General features: G+C 57.7%; 15 protein-coding genes. 12 read left to right on the plus strand and 3 right to left on the minus strand.

Translation table 11 applies throughout. The features are described 5' to 3' along the window. Positions 1 to 230: 230 nt before the first annotated feature. From HYT79_00055 to HYT79_00070, 4 genes are read left to right on the plus strand one after another with little or no spacing between them, the layout of a single operon-like run. Entirely contained in the window at positions 231 to 1157 is a 927-nt protein-coding gene (locus HYT79_00055) for a DUF58 domain-containing protein (GenBank protein MBI2068968.1), read from the plus strand. Next, entirely contained in the window at positions 1138 to 3306 is a 2169-nt protein-coding gene (locus HYT79_00060) for a BatA domain-containing protein (GenBank protein MBI2068969.1), read from the plus strand. Before HYT79_00055 ends, HYT79_00060 begins: the two co-directional genes overlap by 20 nt. Further along, the gene (locus HYT79_00065; protein ID MBI2068970.1) at positions 3303 to 4079 is read left to right on the plus strand and encodes a DUF4159 domain-containing protein; all 777 of its coding nucleotides are present in this window, start codon (positions 3303 to 3305) and stop codon (positions 4077 to 4079) included. The genes HYT79_00060 and HYT79_00065 overlap by 4 nt, the downstream gene beginning before the upstream one ends. Continuing rightward, complete coding sequence (locus tag HYT79_00070; GenBank protein ID MBI2068971.1) at positions 4076 to 6298, plus strand: hypothetical protein; 2223 nt, start codon at positions 4076 to 4078, stop codon at positions 6296 to 6298. The genes HYT79_00065 and HYT79_00070 overlap by 4 nt, the downstream gene beginning before the upstream one ends. Here the strand turns inward: HYT79_00070 and HYT79_00075 are convergent. Beyond that, positions 6288 to 7517 (minus strand): hypothetical protein, encoded by a 1230-nt coding sequence (locus HYT79_00075; GenBank protein ID MBI2068972.1) that lies wholly within the window; start codon positions 7515 to 7517, stop codon positions 6288 to 6290. The genes HYT79_00070 and HYT79_00075 overlap by 11 nt on opposite strands. Before the next feature lie 50 nt (positions 7518 to 7567). Between HYT79_00075 and HYT79_00080 the strand changes: the two genes are divergently transcribed. Then, complete coding sequence (locus HYT79_00080; GenBank protein MBI2068973.1) at positions 7568 to 9640, plus strand: DUF2723 domain-containing protein; 2073 nt, start codon at positions 7568 to 7570, stop codon at positions 9638 to 9640. 2 nt (positions 9641 to 9642) lie between these two features. Here HYT79_00080 and HYT79_00085 read toward each other — a convergent pair whose 3' ends face one another. Next, the gene (locus tag HYT79_00085) at positions 9643 to 10698 is read right to left on the minus strand and encodes a hypothetical protein (protein MBI2068974.1); all 1056 of its coding nucleotides are present in this window, start codon (positions 10696 to 10698) and stop codon (positions 9643 to 9645) included. Between the two features lie 113 nt (positions 10699 to 10811). Here HYT79_00085 and HYT79_00090 point away from each other — a divergent pair, with 113 nt between their 5' ends. The 5 genes from HYT79_00090 (at position 10812) to HYT79_00110 (ending at position 17866) form a co-directional block, all read left to right on the plus strand. Then, on the plus strand, positions 10812 to 11861 hold the full coding sequence (locus HYT79_00090; protein ID MBI2068975.1) for a zinc-binding dehydrogenase: 1050 nt from the start codon (positions 10812 to 10814) through the stop codon (positions 11859 to 11861). Positions 11862 to 11866: 5 nt separating this feature from the next. After that, positions 11867 to 13807, plus strand: coding sequence for an N-acetylmuramoyl-L-alanine amidase (locus HYT79_00095; GenBank protein ID MBI2068976.1), 1941 nt, complete (start codon positions 11867 to 11869; stop codon positions 13805 to 13807). Between the two features lie 54 nt (positions 13808 to 13861). Further along, positions 13862 to 15748, plus strand: a complete 1887-nt coding sequence (locus tag HYT79_00100) for a HAMP domain-containing histidine kinase (protein MBI2068977.1) — start codon at positions 13862 to 13864, stop codon at positions 15746 to 15748. Positions 15749 to 15860: 112 nt separating this feature from the next. Then, positions 15861 to 17645 carry a cytochrome c/FTR1 family iron permease gene (locus HYT79_00105; protein MBI2068978.1) on the plus strand — a complete coding sequence of 595 codons (1785 nt, stop codon included), beginning with the start codon at positions 15861 to 15863 and terminating at the stop codon, positions 17643 to 17645. Then, complete coding sequence (locus HYT79_00110) at positions 17642 to 17866, plus strand: (2Fe-2S)-binding protein (protein MBI2068979.1); 225 nt, start codon at positions 17642 to 17644, stop codon at positions 17864 to 17866. The genes HYT79_00105 and HYT79_00110 overlap by 4 nt, the downstream gene beginning before the upstream one ends. Here HYT79_00110 and bfr read toward each other — a convergent pair. Continuing rightward, positions 17833 to 18309: a bacterioferritin gene (gene bfr / locus HYT79_00115; protein ID MBI2068980.1), complete on the minus strand. Its 477-nt coding sequence runs from the start codon at positions 18307 to 18309 to the stop codon at positions 17833 to 17835. The genes HYT79_00110 and bfr overlap by 34 nt on opposite strands. A gap of 46 nt (positions 18310 to 18355) precedes the next feature. Between bfr and HYT79_00120 the strand changes: the two genes are divergently transcribed. Together HYT79_00120 and HYT79_00125 are read left to right on the plus strand one after the other, a co-directional pair. Next, positions 18356 to 20518 (plus strand): DUF2723 domain-containing protein, encoded by a 2163-nt coding sequence (locus HYT79_00120; protein MBI2068981.1) that lies wholly within the window; start codon positions 18356 to 18358, stop codon positions 20516 to 20518. Then, the gene (locus HYT79_00125) at positions 20519 to 22213 is read left to right on the plus strand and encodes a glycosyltransferase family 39 protein (protein ID MBI2068982.1); all 1695 of its coding nucleotides are present in this window, start codon (positions 20519 to 20521) and stop codon (positions 22211 to 22213) included. Positions 22214 to 22221 lie beyond the last annotated feature (8 nt).

Below are 22221 nucleotides of genomic sequence, written 5' to 3' on the forward strand. Positions count from 1 at the left end.
AAGGCGCCGCGAGGCGCGGCGTGCCCACAGGGCACGTAAGCCTCGCGGCAACGCAGCCGCAGCCCAAAAGCGCCCCGGCCCTTCGGGGAGGCCCATCTTCGCACCGACTGCGTCGTTGCTCCTCCTCAACGTACCGCAAGGGTACGCCATCGTCGTCGCGCCTAGCATTCGGTGCAAATCTGGGCCTCCAAATTGATCATTAATTTATTAACGGACCCTAAAGCGTGAATGTGGCGGAATCTCTGCTCGATCCCGAAGTTCTTTCCAGGCTCCAGGGCCTGAGGCTTCTGCCGCGTTTCGCGGAACGAAACGCGGTCACCGGCTCCAACGTCACGTCGATGTCCCGGGGCGCCAGCACCGAATTCGTGGATTTCAAGATGTACACGCCGGGCGACGATCCCCGCCGCATCGATTGGAAAATTTACGGCCGCAAGGACCGTTATTTTTTGCGTTCTTATGAAGGCGAGACCAATTGCACCATGCTCATCGCCGTGGATGCGAGCCGGTCCATGAGGTTTAAGGGCCCAGGCGCCGTCATCGACAAATGGACGTGGGCCGCCAAGGGCGCGCTGGGCTTGATTTATCTTGCCCTGGCCAATCGCGACGCCTGCGGCTTGGCGCTGTTCGCCCGGGGTTTGATCGGCGTTCACTCGCCTAAAGCATCCTGGGCGACGCTGGCGTCCTGCGTGCATCAAATGGAGGCGTTCGCGGATTTCGGCGCCCGCACCGATTTCCCTAAAAGTTTATCCGGTTTGGCCGAGATCACGCGCAAGCGTTCGCTCATCATCGTTATTTCGGATTTTTTGGGGGATGATCCCGGCAATATGGCGGCGGCGTTCGAGGCCCTGTCGTCCGCGGGCCACGAAGTCGCGGCTTTGCGCGTGTTGGATCCCATCGAGGAGGATTTGACGCGCGCGCCCGCGGGCACTCTTGTGATCGAGCCGGCCGAAGAGGACAATAATTCCGCGCCCCGCTTGAATATGGCTGAAATCGCGGCGGATTACCGGCAGCGCTGGCAGCAAGAGGAGCGTTTGTTCAAGAGCCGGTTGTTCGAGCGTTGGATCGACTATCAGGTGTTCCGAACGAACGAAAATATCGGCGAGTCCATCGCCCGTTACCTTCACAGCCGCAGCTTCCGTGGCGCCGACATTTCTTAATCCAATCTTCGCCTGGGCCGCTTTATTCGCGGCTGCGGGCGTTATTGTCATTCATTTTTATCAGCGCCGCCAAACGGGCCGCAAATTTGTCTTCACTAATATGCGCCTGCTGCGGGATATCTTGGAGGAACGCCTCCCTCAGCGGCGTTTAAGGGACGTCCTTTTGGCTTTGCTGCGCGCTTTGGCGCTGGCGTTGGCGCTGGCGGCCTTGGGGCGGCCCATCCTTAAGGGTTTGTTCGAGGCCGAATCCCCCGGCGCCAGCGGGCGGCGTGAATTTTGGATGGTGATGGATCAATCTTTTTCCATGGCTTATAAAGACGCGGGCGGTTCATCCATGCTTTCGCGCAGCCAGCAGGCGGCCGAACTCGTCGGCCGGACCATCGAGGAATCCTTCCCCGGAGCGTCCATCGGCGTTTTTTCTTTTTCCCAGTCCGCAGAGGAAAGCGCGGCCCTGGCTCCCGGGCAGGGGGGATCGTGGCGCCAAGCGCTGGGATCGACGAGCGTCGTCACTCGTACCACGAGCCAGGCGGCCTGGGTGAAATATTTAACCGGACGCGCGTCCCTGGATCGCGTCGGCGGCGTGTTTGTGTTCACGGACATGGCCCGCCATGGGTTCAACCCGTCGGCTGCGGCCGGATCGTGGCCTGGGAACGTGCCGGTTGTTTTCGTCAACGCGCATTCGGAGCCTCCGGCGAACCGGCGCTTGACGGCGCGCTACGATCAAGGCGCCGGCCACGCCGAAGTCGATATTTTTTGTTACGGGGCCCAGGCCAAGCCGCCGGAACTAGCCCTGCGCGTCGAAGACGCCGTCAATCACGCGACATTGGCGGCGAGTCGCGTCAAAAATTGCGGCCGGACGACCTTGCCGCTGGCTGCTTTGGTTAAGGAAAACGCGGAGCGACCCGTGCGTCTGGCTCTTGAAGAAGACCGGCTCGCGATTGATGATCAGGAGTATCTGGTGCTGACCGCGCAAAGCGAAGGATCGATCTTGATCATCGACGGCGAGCCGGGCCGCCGCGCCGCGGAAAGCGAAAGTTTTTATATCCGGGAGGCGCTTCGGGTCATGCACGGCGCCTCCCGTTGGAGCTGGATCACCGAGGATGAAGCCAATCGCTTGGCGCCGTCGGGACGGCTGGCGGACGCCGTCGGGCAGATATGGCTGCTGCATCCTAAAAAACTTTCTCCTGCTTTAATCGATCTGCTGCGCGATTATCTTGGGCGACACAACAGCAAACTCATCGTCACCGCCGGGGAACATGTGGATCGCGACGGACTGGCGAAGCTCTTGGGCGTCATCGCCGGTCCGGCGCAAGAAGGGGGTGATGGGAGGCTCGTGATCGCAGACGATGAGCCCGCGCCGGTTTCCTCAGGCGCGGGCCAATCCGCGTCCGACGCCAAATGGCTGGGGACGGTTTCGCGCGGTACGGTCCGGGCCTTTGAGCTTGACCGCGTTCATGTCAGCCGTTTCCTGCGCTTGGAACAGGGTTTAAGCAAGCAAAAATCCCTTCTGGTTTTCGAAAGTTCCGGTGTTCAAACGCCGTTGCTGGCCGAGGGGCGCGCGGGTTTGGGGCGGGTTTTTTTATTGCTGACGAGCGCGGATTTGGAATGGTCCAATTTGCCGCTGAAAGGATTTTTCGTGACCTTGATCCGGGCGTTGGTTGAGGAAACGGCCGTCGAGACCCTGCCGCGCAGGGCGGCCTTGCAGACAAGCTGGAACGCGGCTCTTCCCGACGGCGCTTTCGGGCCGCCGTCCGCCGTCGCTCCTTCGGGAGCGGCGCTCGCCGGGCGCGCTCAAGAGGGCGGCGTTTCGCTCGGGCCGCTCGATGAATTGGGGATTTATCGCTTGAGGTGGGGGCATCTTCCCTTGGCCGTCGCCCGGCAGGATGCGCCGCAATTTTTAGCGACGTATCTGGATCATTCGGCGCAGGAGTCCGACCTGGCTCAAGCGTCGAACCGGGAAATCCGTTCGCTCCTCGGGCCTGAGGCCGCGTGGGTTTCAGTGACTGTTTCCGAAATCCTGAGGAATCCCAAAAAAGCGGCCGCGCTGTTGGGCGCCAAGGAATTGACGCGGCCTTTTCTTGTCGCGGTGTTGTGCCTGTTGGCCGCGGAATCGGCCGCCGGACTGTTTTTTTCGGGGAAGCCCAAATGAAAAATTGTTTGGCGGCCGTTCTCGTTTTGATTGCGGCCCTTCCATCCTGGGCCTTTCGTCCGGATCAGGTGCGCCTCGGCGTGTTGCGCTACGGCGACGCGTCGGATTTCGATCCTTATCCCACGGTTTGGCGGGAGGTGGCGCGCGCTCTCGAGGAAGCGACCAGCGTTGAATTTGACCCTTTGGTCAAGGAGCCGGTGCGCCCCACGGCCCAGGAGCTCCAATCTCACGCTCTGGTGTTTTTGCTGGCGACCCCGGCTTTCAAGGGATGGAGTCCGTCCGAGCGGGCGGCGCTCGCCAATTGGGTCAAGTTGGGCGGCGGAACCATCGTGGTGTTGGGGGCCGAAGGCTTGGGCGCCGCCGCGGCGCGAGGGAGCCGGGGCGCGGATAGCGACGGCCTCGACGCCAGAATCCGCCGGGAGATGGAGCTGATTTTCGAGGGAGCCAAGCTTGAAGCGATTTCTCCCAAGCACGCGCTGTTTAAATCTTTTTATTTGGTCCGCGGGACGGGCGGCGTGCTTGAACGCAGCCGCGTGGTTGAAGGCATTAGAATCGGCGAACGCTACGGATTGATTTTCAGCCGCAATGATCTTTTAGGGGCTCTGCTCAAGGACGCCGAGGGGCGCTATCTGTTCGGGTGCTATCCCGGCGGCGAAGAGCAGCGCAAAGAAAGCTTCAAACTGGTCGTCAATATTTTTCTCTATGCGCTGACGGGGACATATAAGGAAGACATTATTCATCTGCCCTATATCCTTCAGAAACTCAAACGATGATGATTGAACTGGGAATGAAAGACGCTTATTGGGTCGCGGGACTCATGGCCATGGCCGCGGGGTTGGGATTTTCTTTTTATCATTTCCGGCGCCGCGCCCCGATGAAGTCCGGGACCGGTTATGCTTTGTTGGCCATGCGTTTGACGGCTCTGGCTTTAATCGCCGCGGCTTTGGGAGGCTTGCGCCAGGCGCGGCGCCCGCCGGAGAAAATCGGCAAAACGATTCATTGCCTGATCGATCGATCCCGCTCGATGGCGGACAATGAACGTTCCTTGAAATCGGTTTTGGAGCAGTTGGGGCGTTGGGCGCGGGAACAAAACGTGCAGTTGGCGGCTCATGCGTTTAGTTCGGACCTTGCCGCGGCGAAATCACCGGCCGCGGCCCTGGAATTTCCGGCGGGCCCGGAAACACGCCTCTCATCGGCGGTTGAAAAGCTCGGCGCCGAGCTTGCGAGCGCTTCGGTCGTCATCGTTTTATCCGACGGGGTCGCGACCGAGAGTTCGCCGCCGCCCTCCACGAGGCTGAAAATTTACCCCATCGCTTTCGGGGGGGAACCGGAAAGCGATTTGGAGTTGGCGGATTTGCGCTTTCCATCCGCGATTTTCGCCCGCGGGGAGGCTCCTTTCCGGTTGAAGGTGATTTACCCGGCGGGCTTAAGGGATACGGTCCGGCTTAACTTAAAGGATTTGGACACCGGCGAGACGCTGTGGCGGGCGAGCATGACCTTGTCGGGATTCCCTCCGCAGGACATGGAATTGACGTTGCCGGTGCCGCGTCAGGTGGGGGAAAAAAATTGGGAGTTAAGAGCCCTGCCCGGCCCTTGGGACGCCAACGCCGCCAACAACGCGATTGTTTTGCGCACCGAGGTTCTGCGGGAAAAGCTGCGCGTGCTTTACGTCTGCGGACGTCCGGCCTTCGATTACGCCTATTTGCGCGAGTTGATCCGTTCGCGATCATCCCGCGAACTGGTCAGCTTCGTCATCTTGAGGAATCCCGAAGACATTCCTCCTTACGGCGAACAGGAACTCTCGTTGATTCCGTTCCCGCACCAGGACATTTTTACTCAGAATTTGTCGGAATTCGACGTGCTCATCCTGCATGATTTTTCTTTCGCCCGCTTCGCCCTGCCGCCGGCGTATTTGGATAACGTGCGCGCGTTCGCGGCCGGCGGCGGCGGCGTCATTTTTATCAGCGGTTCGAACGCCCTCATCCCCCAGGACCGTCAGGGCGTTTTTTTGGCGGAAACGTTCGGCCTTGTTCCCGATGCGCAAGAGGGGCTTTCCATCGGGCCTCATGAGCTTTCGGTCAAGGATGCCGGGCTTTGGAATCGCCTCTTCGGGCTTCATCATGATCCTGCCCGCAATCTTGACTCTTGGACCGCGGCTCTGCGTTCGCGCTACACGGCGTATCCGCACGGCATTACCGCCGCTTCATCGGGGCCTCTTGGGCAGTCTGAAGGCCGGCATCCGTTGATGATCGCCGCGCTTAAAAATTCGGAAACAGGCCGGTCGAACCCGGCCGTTGCCCTGCGTTCTTGGGGCAAGGGCCGGGCCGCATGGGTCGGATTCGCCGGGTCTTGGCTTTGGAAGGCGAATTACGGGGCGCAGGGCCGCGGCGTCGATCTCTATGACGCGTTCTGGGAGGGGCTCTTGGGCTGGGTCAGCCGTGAGAACGCCTTGAATGAGGGCCTGAGGGTTTACATTGAACGCGGGCCTGACGGCCGAGCCAAGGTCACCGCCCGATTGGACGGCGGCCCCAAAGGCCAGTTGACGCTGGAATCATGGCCGCAGAAACAAAAAATTGCTTTGACCGAGCGTGCCGAGGGAAGCGGCATCTACGAAGGCTCCGCCGACCTTTCGTTGGGCGATGAGGCCTTGCGTTTTCGCGCCCGCTCCGGCGCTCAGACATTGGAGGCTAAAGCCTTGCTGCGCTTGGATGAGTCGCTGGCTGAGGAACGCCGCTCCCAGGATTTGGCCCATTTGGAGGCTTTGGCTCGAGGCAACGCCGGCATTTTATTGGGCCAATCTTCCGAGTGGCTCGGCGGGATGCCCGAGGCTTATGCGGCGCATTTGCTGGAAGCCCTCAAACGTTCTGAGGAAGTGCCCCTGGCCGCGTCATCGCGGCTGGATCGTCTGTTGCCGGTTTTTTGTTTGCTGTTGGCTTCGGCGCTGCTCTTGGCTGAATGGATTTGGCGGCGCTGGGGCGCTCTTACGGGCTAGTCGTTGACGCTTCCGCCGGAGGGGCCGGCGTTTCTCCGGCAATCGTGCAGGCAGGTTCGGCAGCGATGGGCGGCTCGCAGCCCGCAATCCTCCGTAGGTTCGGATTTCTTCCAATGAATGTGTTGAGACGGATGATCACGGCCGGATGTTTGCCGTCGTCATCGCCTAGGCAAATAATGTTGAACGAGCGGGTCAAAAAGTTGCGGATTTCTTCCTGATCGCCGTTGTTGTTTAAGTGTTGGAACAGGGCTTCGGCGCTCCAGTAATCCGCTGAAATCTCTCTCATGTAATTCGACGGCGAGGGAACGAATTCATTGGCCACGCAGCCGCTCATTCTATCGAATGCCCCTGCATGCTCCCTGGTGTCGATGATATGGCCGATCTCATGGCCGATGACGAACGCTAAATACTCAAAACGCGCGGACAAGGACATGGGAACGCCTTCAAGCCCGGGCGTGACCGCGGCCAGCAGGGTGCCGGGGCATAAAACCATATACGTTTTGTTATTACGGACATTGAAATAAGCATCCCTGTAGTTCATGCCGTCAAAACCGCAAAACATTTTAAATTCATCTCTCTCTTCTTTGGAGATTTCGTTGCCCTCAAGGAAAAATTGGTCGGGCCAGATGAATTCGAGATCGCCGACTTTGCCCTTCATGGTTCCTTTCGTTTCATCGGGCAAATCCTGGGCGTCGATCGCAGCCCCCATGGCGCGGCGCATTTTGTAGTAATCGTTCATGCGCATGAATTGGCTGGTTAAATCCTCGTCGTGCAGCAGGCGATGCAGTTCGCGGCCGATATTGCGGATATAGTGATCGTAAATTCGTTCTTCAAGCGCGCTGTTTTCAGCTTTGATTTCAGCCAATCGTCCCCAGAAATTTTCCGGATTTATGCGATAGGTTCGAGCCGTTCGCCGCGCGGCTTTATCTTTGATGGCATCCTTGCGCTCCTCGAATCGCCGCATATAGTCTTGATGCCCGATGGTTCCGCAGACCGCGCTATGAAGATCCTCGCAGGTTAAGCGATGAAGTTCCCGCCGCGCTTCTTCGGCCAAATCTTCAATAGCCGCACCCATGGGATCTACGGCGCGATGGATTTCATCATCCCGCGAAATTTTTGACTTTTCGCCTTTCTGCTGGGAGCCCTCCAGAAATCGCGCTTGGACGCTAGCGCCGGATATCAGCAGAGGGATTAACAGAAAGCCAATATTCGTTTTCAATTCTTTTATAGTGTAAGAGTAAATCAGGTTTTTAGCATGGATCAAGTCAAATGAGGCGCTGGGAGATGTTCGCCGTTTGTTGGGCTTCCTTCGCCTGGTTTCTTTGGCGCATGGCGCCGTCCTTGACCGTGGGCGATGCCGGAGAATTCGCGGCTGCCGGCGCGACTTTGGGCGTGGCCCATGCGCCGGGGTATCCTTTCTACCTTCTTTTGGGCAAAGCCGCTTTAGCCGTTTTCCCCGGCTCCCTTGCTTATCGGTTGAATTTGCTCAGCGTCATGTTGATGGCCGCGGGTTCGTCCGTTCTATGGCTGCTGTGCCGGCGGCAATTCGGACTTTCGATTTGGGCGGCTTTGGCTCTGTGGGCGCTTTTCATCTCGGAACCTCATGCCCTGACCGTGGGCACGGAAATCGAAGTGTTCGCGCTTTTAGTTTTCGGCGCTTTGCTTATTTTTTGGCTGCTTTGGGAGCGGCGATTTTTGGCGGCGGCTTTTGCGTTAGGGCTTTTCATGGGCAATCACCACACATTGATTCTTCTGGCTCCGGCTTACGCGATCCTGGCTTTTTCCGGCCAAACCCGGCGCCATGTGTTGAACATTTTGGCGGGCGGCGCTTTGGCGTTTTTTTTGGGCCTTTCCGTTTACGCCTATCTGCCCGTGGCCGCGGCCCGGCAACCGGCTTTAAATTGGGGCAACCCCAGCAATTGGCCGCGCTTTTGGCATGTGCTCACGCGTAAGGATTACGGAAGCACCAAGCTGACCGTTGAAGCGGCTGAATCGAAGACCGCGGGCAATTACCGGCGTCAGGCCAAGAGATTCGCCCAAGGACTCGGGCATGAGCCCGCCGGCGCCGTCTTAAGCGTGCTGGGCCTTCTTGGTTTGGCTGTCGGGTTTTTTTCGAAAGAACGCCGGGCATGGACTTGGTCTTTGGCCGCAGGATTTTTCTTCTCCGGCCCGTTCTTTTTGTTTTTAGGCAATCCTCCGTTCGATCCGCAAACGTCGGGAGCCTTGGAGCGCTTCTATCTGTTGCCGTTGATTTGCCTGGCCCTGGCCGCGCCCATGGGCATGGAGAAAGCGTTCGAGGCCGTGCGCATCCGCCGGGGAGAAAAAGCGGCGGCGGGAGTTTCGGCGGCGCTCGGCGCGCTTGCGTTTTTTTTGTCGATGACCCAGCCGTTGTTATCCAGACGCGGCAATTATCTCGTCTACGACTATGGCAAGAATCTTTTGAAAAGCATCGCTCCGAACGCGTATTTTTTCATGGAAGGCGGCGACGACACCATGTACTCGCTGGCGTATTTGATCCTGGCCGAACGCCGCCGTCCGGATTTGGGATCGGCCGCCGATCCTAAGAGTTTGCGCGTGCGCGACCGGGCCGGTTTGGTTTATCCGAGCATTTACGGCTTCGAGTTCCGTTCGACGCCGCGCGATGTCCGGGAGAACATGCGCGCGGCTTTTGAAAACAATCTGGCCCGCACGGAAACTCTTTTTTATCAAACGCTCAGTCTGGATTTGATCGAGCCCGCCCGTCTGCTTCCCGCGGGCCTTGTTCAGCTCAGGCGGGAAAAACCGCCGGCGATGAATTCCTTCGTTCCTTTATGGCCGTTCTATTCTTTGCGCGGCCTCGAGGGGGGACCCAGCCCCCATTATCGAGAGCGATCATTGATTCCTTATTATTATTTCGCCCGGGGCCAAACCGCAGCGCATTTGTTCAAGCCCGCCGACGCGTTGATTGATTTCAGGGCGGCCGTTCATAAAGGCGGAGACGCTCTCTGGCTTTACGGCAACGTGTCGCGCGCCGCCGGCCTGTTGGGAGCTCAAGCCGGCGAGCGCCGGTTGTGGGCCGAGGCGCTGCCTTTATTTGAATTCGCCGCGCGGCAGGAACCGGGGGAAGCGACTCATCTGCTCAACGCCTGCGTGGTTTTAGACCGCATGAACCGTTTGGAGGAATCGTTGGCTTGCTATCTTCAGGTGAGCCGGGTCCATTCTGATTTTGCCCCTGTGTATAAAAATTGGGGCGCAACGCTCTTGGCGGCGCGCCGTTTCAGCGAAGCCGGGCGGGTATTCGGCCGTTACTATGAATTGACCCGCGATCCGCAGGCGTTGGTTTGGATCAGGCAAGCGAAATAAATTTAGTCGATTTCGCTATCGCAGTCGTCGTCAATTTCGTTGCAAGGCTCGGGGAGGGGGACCGGCACATATCCGGCGGCGCGCTCATCGCGCAAGTCGGACAAAAATCCTGAGAATTCCGCGTACGTTCCGGACAGGCTTCCGAAATTGGGGACTTCATACTCATAAGAATTGTACCCGCCGCCGGAGAGGGAAGAGAGACCGTGGTAAATCAGGGCGGCCTTTTCCCATTCGCCGAGGCGGATCGCGGCGCCGTCCGTGTTGGGGTTGTCATAACGGCCCGTTCTGGCGCCGTCAAGAATCGCCAGCGTGTCCACAAGCATGGACCTGGCTCGTTCTCCCCGGCCTTCTTGGCGCAGTTGATCGATGGTCAGGGCAAAATCGGTAAACCGCCGGGTTTCGAGATTATAAAACCAGCTCAACGGCGCTTCGACGCAGCGGGAATCCGCGCCGCGGAAAACGCATTCCCTGTTGATATTGATGGCCGCCAAATTGGCGTTGAGTTGCTGCAGGCGCCGGTTATGCGCGGTATTCTCCGCGGCAATGGCGGTCATCGCGTTTCTGATTTGTGATGAGAAATTACGGTTGCTGCGGCTCGAGGCGATTTCCCCGATGCGGCGCTCATAGGTTTCCCTGGCCATGGCGCGAACATTAGCCTGATTGCTGTTGGCGATGCTGGCATAGTCCCTTGAGGCGTTAAGCAAGTCGTCTAAAAGGACGATGGCGGCGGCATCGCCTGAGTACAGCGGGATTTCCAGATCCTGATACAACTCCCTGGGGGCTTGGTTTTCGTAGCTCCAAAGAAAATGAAGAAAGTTGGCATAGCCGACGTCATTGTCGCCTTGAGGCGTCAATCCGATGTTGCTTAAGGTCGTTCTAATCGTCGGCAGCGTGGTCGGCTCGGCGACGCAAGCGTTCGCATTAGGGCATTCGCTATGGCAGACTTGCGAGCAATCGTATTCGCGACCGTCCGAAGCGATAATGATTTGGGCCCGGGCATCGGGTCCTAACAGAAGCAAAACGCCGATAAAAATAACGGCTGTCTTGGGGTTCATCATTAAATAGCTTAAGTGAAAAAAGCGTTATATTCCTGGGACTTAAGTCCCATCTGATAGTTCCCCGGAGGGCCTAAGGGAGGAGCCGCCGTCAAAAAACTAAAATAGTCGGGCTCATGGAAAAAATCGTCATTCATCGTCCCGGGGGTTTCGGCGAACTGCGGCTGGAAACTCATCCTGACCCGGCCCCGGGTCCGGGCGAGGTGTTGGTGCGCACCAAGGCCGTGGGCGTCAATTTTGCGGATTGCGTAGTGCGCCGGGGGCTTTACGCCTCGGCTAAAAAATATGTGGGCTGGCCCATCACCCCGGGCTTCGATATCGCCGGGCATGTGGCTGCCGCGGGCCCGGATGTGGATCATTTCAACAAGGGCGACGCTGTTTTCGGGATCACCCGCTTCGGTGGTTATGCGACTCATGTGGCTGTTCCCGCGCGGCAGTTGAGGCCGTTGCCCAAAGCATTGAGCATGGAGGAGGCCGCCGCTTTCCCCGCTGTTTTTTTGACCGCCTATCATGCGCTCCATCAAAATATCCGTTTGCGCCCGGGCATGACGGCTTTGGTTCATTCGGCCGCGGGCGGAGTTGGGGGCGCGCTTTGTCAAATTTTGAAAATCGCGAAATGCGAGGTGGTCGGGGTCGTGGGTTCCGCCGCCAAAACCGGCTTTGCGCTCGCCGGCGGCGCGCACGCGGTCATCGACAAAAGCGCCGGGAATTTTTGGGCGAAGGCCCGGCAACTGGCGCCTCAAGGCTATGATTTGATCTTGGACGCCAACGGCGCCGACACGCTCAAGGAAAGCTACCGGCATTTGGGCCCCAGCGGCAAGCTCATCGTTTATGGATTTCATTCCATGTTCCCTAAAGCGGGCGGCGGCACCAATTGGCTGCACATCATCCGTGACGTGATCCGCATGCCGCGTTTCAACCCGCTGCGCATGACTCAAGAAAACAAAAGCGTGATCGCGTTTAATCTGTCGTTCCTTTTTTCGCGCACGGACCTCTATGACGAGGCCATGGACGAGTTGATCCGCTGGCTCGGCGAAGGGCGTCTGAAACCGCCTCAAGTGACCGTGTATCCTTTGAGCGAAGCGGCCCGCGCCCAAGAGGTCTTGGAATCCGGCCGCACCACGGGCAAGCTTGTCCTCTCGACGTCCGGCGGGTCGTTGAATTGATGCGGATGAACCGAGGGGTTTTGCTGAGCGGGTTGTGGTTTACGTCCGTTGCTTTTGCCTGGGCTCAACCGGCCCCGGTCGTTTTTTCCACGCCCTCGATTAAAGTCAATTATCCGGAGTTTGACCGCAAGGTCGGCGCGCAGCGCGCGGTGTTTATTTTGGGCAATGTCCAGCCGCCCGAATCAAATTTCCGCATCAACGGTTCCAGCGTCCCTCTTTATCATAACGGAGGATTCCTGGCGTACCTGCCGGTCGCCCACGGAACATTCACGTTTGTTTGCGAGGCCGAGTTTTCCGGGTCCACCAGCACGCTTGATCACAGAATTTACGTGAGCAAGTCCTTGGAGCCGGGTGTCGCGGATGAGCGCACGATCGAGGAGGAGTTTACCTGGCCCAGAAAAGACGTCGAGCTTAAGCCCGGCGACTGGCTGCGCGTTCAAATCAAGGCCGCTCCGCGCATGAAAGGGTATTTCCAAATTAAAGGCGTCGACGGCGAATGGCCTCTTGCCGAGGGCGCGGGTTCCGGACTTTACAGCGGCGCTTATCAAATTCAGCCTGAGGATAAACTTAAGCGCGCCGCAATACGTTTTTTCCTTAAGGGCAAGAAAGGGAAGGTCAAAGCCAAGGCCTCCGGCCTTGTGACGGTCCTTCGTGGGCCCTGGGCCGTGGCCGTGGTTGCGCCCGGCAAATCGGATTCGGCTGTGGTGCGCACAGGGCCGTTGACCGGCTATATGATGTTCCTTCCCGGCGGCGTCAAGGTTTTAGTCGACGGCAAAATGGGCGATGAGTCGCGGCTCTGGCTTTCCGACGCGGAATCCGGATGGATCGAAACATCCAAGCTTGAATTTTTGCCCCGGGCGACGCCCCAGCCGCGCGCGGTGTTAAGCAGTGCGGGGACTCAGGCGTCGAGCTCCGCTACGTACGCGCTTTTAGGCATGAGCGACAAGGTGCCTTTCCAGGCCGAACTCCTCGAGGATGATTTTTTGCGGTTGAAGCTTTACCATACTTACGCCTATCTTAATTGGATCGTTTATGACTCATCGGACACGTTCGTGGATTGGATCCGTTGGCGTCAGGAGGCGACCCAGGTCGCGGCCGTTGAAATCAAGACAAAAAAGCCCATGTTGGGTTATGACGCGTATTACGAAAACGGAATCCTGAAGGTTGAAATACGGCATCCGCCCGTTTTCGCGCCGCCGCCCAAAAGCGCTTTGGATGAGCGGCTCATCGTTCTGGACCCGGGCCATTCGCCCTCGGATCCGGGGCGCATCGGCCCGATGGGCTTGACCGAACGGGAATTGAATCTCAGAACGGCTCTTCTGCTTAAACCGTTGCTGGAAAAAGAAGGCGCGCGCGTGTTGTTGACCCGGGACGCGGATATCGAGGTTTCCCTGCAGGATCGCGTGCGCTTGGCGCAGTCCGTGAAGGCCGACGCCTTCCTGAGCCTGCACAACAATGCTTTAGGCGACGGGGAAAATCCGTTTCTTCTGCCTCATGGGTTTTCGCTTTTTTATTATCACCCGCACAGCATGCCCTTGGCCCAGAAAATCCGCGAAGCGTACAAGAGGAACGTCCCTCTTTATGACGAGGGATTGCGCTACGGCAATATCATGGTGGCGCGCATGAGCTTGATGCCCGCGGCGCTGGTGGAGTCGGCCTATTTTATTTTTCCGGACCAGGAGGCTATGCTCAATGACCCTGTTTTTCAGGAAAAATTGGCGCGTTCGCTTCTGGAGGGCCTCAAAGGTTTTTTCGAAGACATGAGGAAGCGCGTCGGTCCGCCGCCCGCCGTTCGAGCGCCGGCCGTCGCCCAACCTCAAGAGAACAAAACGCTTCCGTCCGGGCTTGAAACCATGCCGGTTCAAAACAAGAAAAAAGAGCCGTCCAAACCTGCCTCCAAATCAAAAAAATCCGCCCCTAAATCTCGGGGCAAACGCAACCCGTAAAAATTAACCTTGCGTCGAGGGGTTTTCGCTGGTAATCTAATGCTGCCGGCGCCCATGAAAACCCTTGAATTGGCCTCGAAAGAAATTTTGACTTTTCTGGCCCGCGCTTTTTCCCAGGCTCAAGTGTATACCCCGGCGCATCCGGTCGTGCGCAAGTCCTTGTCCGAAGCTTTGGCCTTGCTGGCTGAGATATTCGACGGCGATGCCCATGAAGAAATCGTTTTTTATCTGGATCACGACCGTTTGTTGGTCAACGGACGCTTTGTGGGCAATCTCAAGGAACAGGGAAGCGGCATCAGGAATCTTTTTCTAGGGTTCAATCTTCACAGCGTTAGTTTTCTCAAGGGCATCGAGTTCGATGAATTAGCCGGTTTTTGCGAATTATTCCGGGAAAATATCAAAGACAAGAAAGAATTTCACGCCGAGAATTGGCTGCAAGAAAGAAAGATTGTTCATATTCGCGCCAACGAGGCGTTTTACGTGAAGATGGATAAAAATGAAGACATCGTTGTTAAGGAGACCGGCGCTGCGGCGGGCGGAGAGGGCCTTGGTCAAGGAATCGGATACGGGGGCTTGTCCGGCAATGGCGGCCAGGGCATGGGCGCAGGCTCCGGCCAAGAGTCCGGCGACGGCAGCCCTTCTTTGAAAGCGATTCTGTCCAAATTGCCCGGCTCCAAAGAGCCTGGCGGCTCAGGCGGACCCGGCCAATCCGGGCAAGGGGCGGGGGAAGATAAGGAAAAAATTGAAGTCAATGAAGCCACAAGGGTTCTGTTGGGCGAAATCGTTCGTTTTGAAAATGAGATCAAACGTATTTACGGAATTTTAGGCAGGTTTTTTTCAGGCTTCGCCACCATAGACCGCGATGGCCGCATTCTAAGCGTTGATTCGGTCACCGAGGCGTTATTTAATCGTAAGCAAAAAGATTTATCCGGCCAAACGCTCGCGGAGGTTATTGAACCGGCGTTGCACCTGCTGGCCTTGTCCAAGGAACTGGGAACCCTGCCTTCCCAGCCGGTTTCCCTTGCGGCCACCTATCGAGCGGATGAGCAGTTGGAGCACGCCATGAGCGCCAGCGGCTCCCTCATTTACAATGAAGACGAACGAATTGTGGGCCTGCTGGTATCGCCGCCCCAGGAAACGCTGTTGAGACAATACAATCAGCTTAAGAAAGATATGTTGGCCACGGTGATTGATACCTTGAGCGCCCCTCTTGAAACCTTATCCCAGCATTTAGCTCGGTTTGATTCCGGCATGTCCAGTCGCATGGATGCCGATCATCGAGAGCTCTTTAAACAGATTAAGATTCAACAGGAACGGCTCGCCTCTTCGGTTAAGAGCCTCAAGACTTATTCGGATATCGCCGCAGCTCAGCTTAAAGTCTTTAACGTATCCTACTCGGTCTACACCCTGATTCATGACGCCACCGAGCAAACGGCTTCATGGGCGCAAGAAAGGAAAATTCGCATTGAAACCCAATTGGAAAAAAGTTTGCCCTTGGCGCAATGCGATCCCAAGCGCTCTCTTGAAATGCTGCGTCATTTGATCGCCATCGCCATCAAGAGTTCTCCGGAGGGGTCGATCGTCACTGTCTGGGCCCAGAAGGGCGCCCAGGAGCATGAGGGTTTTATTGTGTTCGGCATCGCCAATGCGCCCGGCGCCCTAAAGCAGTCCGGCTTAGAGAAGGCCTTGGACGAATTCAAAAAGGCGCAGGGTGTTTCCGATGAGCAAAAATTTGACCTGGGTCTTGAGCTCGTCAATGCCCTGGCGCAGGCCCAAAAAGGCAAATTTTGGATAACCCGGGAGGAGGGCCGGCCCAGAACGGCATGCTTTAGACTGCCCGTCTTCATCGCTCCCCCGGATTACAAGCCCCCTGAGGCAAAAAAAGAGACGCAGGTTGAATTAACTTGGTGGCAGAAACTGCTTAAGCTTATCGGTCTTTGAGTCTCCCCGTTCCTGCGGTAGTTGTGCTAAATAAACCAATATAAATTGAAATAACATTTCAAAAAGACGATATTTATTTATAATAAAGCTGTTTTTAGCTATCTAGGATGAAATGGCATTTCAAGTAAGAGTCATTGCCGCGGCCTTGGCGTTGTCCGCCGCCGGCGTTTTAAACGCGGGCGGCGAAGCCATGGGCGAGCGGGTCAAGCGCATCGCCTTCACCTTCAATATCGCCTCGTTGGAATACGCCGAGGGCGTGGCCGAAGGCCGGATCATCAACCCCGTCGAATATCAGGAAGCCTCGGAATTCATCGCCCAAGCCCGCGAGCAATTGGCGCGCGCGGTCGTGGACGCCGGCTTGTCCGATTTTGAAAGCTCCTCGTTGCTGAAGGACGCCGCTAAATTGCAGGACATGATCCGGACCAAAGCCTCCCCGGCGGCGGTGCGCGGTTTGACCGAGGCCGTTAATTTGAATTTGAGCCGGGTTTTCGGTATCGATGTCCGGCCCTTGCCGCAGAAAAGCCCGTCCTTAGCCGGCGGGAAGAAAATTTTTCATCTTCAGTGCGCGATCTGCCACGGCGACCAAGGCGACGGACGCGGGCCGGCCGCTCCCGGCGTCGAACCCAAGCCAGCGGATTTCGGCGGTGATAGGTTGCGCAGCCTCACGCCGTCGGCGCTTTGGCAGGTGACGACATTGGGCGTGGAAGGCACGGCCATGATTTCCTGGGCGGATCGATTGAACGAGCAGGAGCGCTGGGATGTGGTTTCTTATCTTTGGCAGTTGACCGCTCAGCCCGCGCTTTTAGCCCGCGGCCGGGAAATTGTTTCATCCCTCAACACCCGCTTACCGGATAAATTCGCGGATAAGGATTTTTGGGCTCAAACCAGCGATGAGGAAGCGGCTAAACTTTTCGCGAATTTTATTCCCGGCGCAAAAGAGGGAAACGATGCCCTTGCTTTGGCGCGGTATTTGCGCTTGGGTTCGGCGGGGCATGGCGAAGCCGCTGCGCTAGCCGCCGGCTCCGCCGGTGAGACGCAGACCCCGCCCTGGGCCCTGTTCGTGCAGTCGTTGACTATTATTTTGCGTGAAGGCATGGAAGCTATCCTGATTCTGGCCGCCATCATCGCCTACCTGCGCCGGTCGGGGAATGCGGGCAAAGTCAGGCACGTCGTTCATGGAGCTCTGCTGGCGGTGGCCGCGTCCGTGGCAACCGCATGGGTCATGGAGCAAGTGTTCGGAGCGTCGAAGCTCGATCAAGAAGCCTTGGAAGGCATCACCATGCTGGTCGCCGTGGCCGTGCTTTTTTACGTTTCCAACTGGTTGATTTCCAAAATAGAAACCCGGCGTTGGCAGAATTTCATTCAGGATAAAGTGGCCGGCGCCTTGTCGTCGAGAAATATCACGGCTCTTTCGCTCGCCGCGTTTCTGGCGGTGTATCGGGAGGGTTTTGAAACCGTTCTTTTTTACAAAGCCCTGCACGGCTTGAGCGCCCAAGCCGGACCGGCGCCCCTATGGAGCGGTTTTTTGGCCGGCTGCGCCTTGTTGGCCGTCCTGTTTTTGATCATCGAACGCCTTGGCTACCGCCTTGCGTTGAAACAATTTTTCATGGGCACCAGCGCGTTCCTTTTCCTGATGGCTTTTTCTTTCATGGGCCGGGGCATCGCCGAGCTTCAGGAAGCCGGATGGCTGCCGTCTTCATCGGGAGCGTGGCTTCCTAAAATTCCTTTTTTGGGGATTTATCCGACTTTGGAAACCACGATGGGGCAGTTGTTGGTATTGGCGGCGTTGGCCGCTTCCGTCATTTACGTCTTTTACATCGAGCCGAATCGCCGTTTTCGGCATTTGGCGTCGCGGGAGCCCGTCGCCAAGGAATTGGAGCCCTCGGTCAAGGCATGAGCCCGGCCCAACAGGCGGCGTTGGCAAGATTCGCGTGTTATTGTTTGCGCGTCAGCCATGAGCAGGTTTTGGCGGCCATCGAAACCAAGCAAATCAACAGCATTCAGGATATTATCCGCTACACCCAGGCTGGCGACGGCTGCACCGCCTGCCACCCGCTGCTGAAGCGCTATTTACGGAAGAAGGGTTATTGCTCCGACCCGATCTGTTCGGCTAAATAAGCTTCCAGCCCGACCTCTTTAATGACGTTGAGCTGGGATTCCAGCCAATCCACGTGCCCTTCGGAGTCGGTCAGGATATGCTCCATGATTTCGCGGCTGCCCGCGTCATTGACGTTTAAGCACAGCGCGATGGCTTCGTTGTAGGTTTTGACTCCGTTGGTTTCCAGCTTCAAATCGTTTTCAAACTGCGTTTTGACGTCCGTGCCCACGCGGATCACGTCATAGCGTGAAATCATGGGCGTGCCTTCCAAAAACAGGATTCGATCCACCAGCGCCTCGGCGTGCTTCATCTCGCCGACGGATTCCTCGAAATGTTTTTTAGCCAGTTTGTTATAGCCCCAGTTTTTGCACATTTTGGCCTGCACGAAATACTGGTTGATGGCCGTCAGCTCGATGGTCAACGCTTTATTGAGCGCTTCGATGATTTTGTTGTTTCCTTTCATGGGCACCATTATACACAAGGCCCCCCATGGGTTATAGAATGGACTCATGCGGAGGGAGGGAGCCTTGGCTCTTGCGGCTGCGGCCTTGGGGGCGCTGTTGATTTATCATGCCTGCGGCACGGTCGCGCCTTTTCGCGACGCCGGGGAATTCGCGGTCGCGGCCCGGTTCCTCAACGTGCCCCACCCGCCGGGGTACCCATTCTACACGCTGCTGGCCAAATGTTGGATCGGCCTTATTCCCTTCGGCAACATCGCCTACCGGCTCAATATTCTCTCCGCGTTGGCCGCGGCCGGGGCTTTTTACGTCCTGTCCTTATGGCTTGTTCGTTTTTTTGGGATTCCTCGTTTTTGGGCGGCGTTGGCGGCCCTTTGCCTGATCTCAACACGGTTTATTCTGGGCCTCTCCTTCGTCTCCGAGATGTATACGCTCGGATTATTATGGCTGGCCGTTCTTCTGTATTTAATTCATGACGCCGAAGAAAACCCGCGCTCGTTGGCGCTGGCGGGATTTCTTTTCCCGCTCGCCTTGGGCACCAGATTGGATTTGGCGTTGGCCGCGGTTTATGCCCTGCCTTTTTTTCCGTCTTGGTTGAGCCGGCCCGCGCAGCGCAAAGCGCTGCTGTGCTCGTTGCCCATGCTGGCCTTGGGTTCGACTGTTTTTTTGTACTTGCCCGTGCGCGCCGCGGCCGGGCCTCTGGTCAATTGGGGCGATCCGTCTTCTTTGGGGAGGTTGATCAACAGCCTCATCCGCAAAAGCCACGGCTCCACCGTTGATTTGCTGTCCGCGGAATACGCCAGAGGGGAGCTGTTCTGGCCGGATTTCCGGCATTGGCTCAACGTTTGTTGGGCAACGTTCGGCCCGTTGGCTTTATTGGCGCCGCTTGGATTGTTTGCGTTGTGGCGGCAAAAGCGCGCTTGGCCCGGCATTATTTGCTGGCTGGCGACGGTTCCGATGTTTTGCTATCTGGCCAATCTGCCGCCGAATCCTCATGCCATCAAGATACTGGAGGATCATTTCATCCCCGGCCTGCTGATGGCCATGCTTTGGGCGGCCGCGGGTTTAAGCCGCCTTGGCGAATGGGCGCCGGCCAAGGCGGGCGTTGACCGGGCGCGTTTTGCCTGGGCGAACGGGGGGATGATAACGGTCGCCGCCGCCGTCGCCCTCGCGTCATTGGCCGCGGTCCGCGCCCGGCCGTGGAGCCTGAGGCGGAATTTTTACGCCCATGATTACGCCGTGAATATTTTCCGCAGCGCGCCGCCTGATTCCATCGTGGTGCTGCATGAGGACGTCCAGTTGTTTTCGTCCTGGGAGGCTCATCTCAATCGGGGGCGGCGGCCGGATTTAAGGCTGGTGGCCCAGGGCCTTTCCGCCAGCCCATGGTATCAGGAGGGATTGAGGCGGCGCTGGGGTTACGCGGACCTTGCGTTCGCGGGCAAGCTCGTTGAGCCCGGCGCCTGGGAACATTTCGCGCGGGCGAATGCCCGCCGCAAGCTGTTGGCCGGTTTTGAAACCGACGTCGCATCGGCGTTGTTGCGGCGCCGGCCGCAGGGTCTTTTGGTCCGTCTCTGCTTTGACGAGGATCGCGATTGCTCCGGAGCCCTTGATCCATGGCCTTTTTTTATTTTCAGGGGTTCTTACCGGCAGGACGCCGAGCGGTTCTTTTTCAATCAGGACTTGATCGAAGATTACGGCCGCGCCGCTTTGGAAGCCGGCGGGGCCTTGGCGCGCGCGGGAAATAAAGAGAACGGGCTCGCGTTTTTCAAGCGCTCCCTGTTTTTCAGTCCGTTGTCGGTTCAAGCCGCGATTCACAGCGCCTATTACTTGGCTGAGCGTTCCGATTGGCCGGATTCGTATTTTTGGTGGGGTAGAAGCCGGGAAAAACTGGAAACGCTGCTTGGCTTGGCCCGCCGTTACAGAAGCTTGGACCGAGTGGTCGCTCCGATCAAAAGGGATTTGGCGTATGTGCTGACATCGCTGGGCGTGGCCTCTGAGAAATTGGGGGAGCCGTTGCAACGGTCTGCGTCCTGGCATCAGCGCGCGGCTGACACGGATCCCTACAGCGTCACGGCCCGCTACAATTTAGCCGCCGCTTATTGGAAGTTAAAGAACGCGCCCGCGGCGCGCCGGGAATTTGAGGCGGTGCTCAGGCTCGATCCCAATCATGGGGAAGCCAAAAAATTTTTGGCTTTGCTCACGAGCGGGCGCTAAGTGGCGGCCGTCGCAAAGATATTCGGGGCGAATTGGCGGCGCGTCGCGCTCGCGGCCCTAGCCGTGTTTTACTGTTACCACGGCCATCGCGCCGTTGTAACGCTCTCGCCGACCTATGACGAGCCCTTTCACATCACCAACGGCTATGTGATTCTCAAAAACGCGGATTATGAGTTCGGGACGGTTTGGGCCGCGCCTTTGGCTGAGATGGCGGCCGCGGCGCCTCTTCTTTTTTTGCCCAAGGGCGAGCGGCCCATCCTGCAAGTCGCTCATCCCGATTACCGGGGGAGCCGGGATTACCCATTCGCGGATTTTTTCTTCTACAAGAATAGGACAAGCCCTGAGCGCATGCTTGTTTTGGCCCGGCGGGCTTGTTGGTGGGCGTTTTTGCCTTTGCTGATCGTCGCCCTGAATTATCTGGGAGCGGCATTGGGAGGGAGCGTCGCGTTCTGGAGCCTGTGCCTTTTTTTCACGGAGCCCAATCTTTTGGCTCACGCGGCCTTGGCCAACGCGGATTTTGCCTCGGCCGCGCTTTATTGCCTGAGTTTCGCGGCCGCGGTCCTGGCCGTGCGCCGTCCCTCGTCCTGGGCGGCCGCCGGGTTGGGCGTCTCATTGGCCTTGGCGCTCACCGTAAAATACCCGAACGCGCTTTTGTGTTTTTCCATCGCCGTTTATTTGTGGCTTGAGCGCGCGGCCATCAGGCGAAATTCCCTGCGGGCGAGGCATTTGGTCTTGGCGCTGGCGGGCTTTGTTGCGGCTTTTTGCCTCGTTTATCGCGGTGTCAATGTCGGCGCGTATTGGGATGGGATTAAGTACACGTTAACCCAAGCCCGCGAACTCGGCCGCTCCAGTTTTTTTTGGGGCCGCCATTCCACCGAAGGCCGGCTCGCTTATTTCCCCGCGCTTGTTTTGTTGAAAACGAATCTTCCCCATCTGGCGGCTGCAATGGCGGGCCTGTTCTTGCTCATTCTTCGCTGGCGGCGCGAGAAAGAGCCGTTGGTGTTGGCCGCGATTGTCGTGCCCGGTTTGCATTTCGCTTTGGCGATGACGTCGAAAGTGCAGTTGGGCTTGCGCTACATTCTTCCCGTTTATCCGTTTTTCATTCTTTGGGCAGGGGAGGCCCTGTCCCGGTTGGAGAAGAAAAAACCGGCGCTCGTTTGGCTTTGCGCAGGCGGCATCGGCCTGGGCGCGTTGAGCATGCACCGCGTTTCTCCCTGGCTGATCGCTTATTTCAACGAAGCCGCGGGCGGCCCCGCTCAAAGCCACCGGTATTTCACCGATTCAAACAACGACTGGGGCCAGGCGTTGGGCGATTTGGCCCGTTATGTGCGCGGGCAAGGCGTGGGCTCGATTTATTTTTCTTATTTCGGATTCGCGGACCCCAATCATTACGGCCTAAATTACATCCCCGTGGGCTTCGTCAGCACCGTGGCGCGCCCCGGCAATCCGCAACACAGCCCTCTGAAGGAATCGAAAATTTATTTGGCGGTTTCCGCGACCAATTACCGGGCCACGTATTTTGCCGACCGGGATATTTTCCGCTGGCTCGACGCCGTCGAGCCTGAAGCCGTTTTCGGCTACTCGATTTTTCTCTACGATTTGACGAACAAGCCGGAAGCATTGAGCCGGTTGTCCGGTTTGGTGCAAGCCGCCGGTTTTCCCGATGAAGCGCGGCGATTAAGGGCGGGCCGCTGACGATTTAT

The sequence above is a fragment of the Elusimicrobiota bacterium genome, assembly GCA_016180815.1.
Taxonomy (GTDB): domain Bacteria; phylum Elusimicrobiota; class Elusimicrobia; order JACQPE01; family JACQPE01; genus JACPAN01.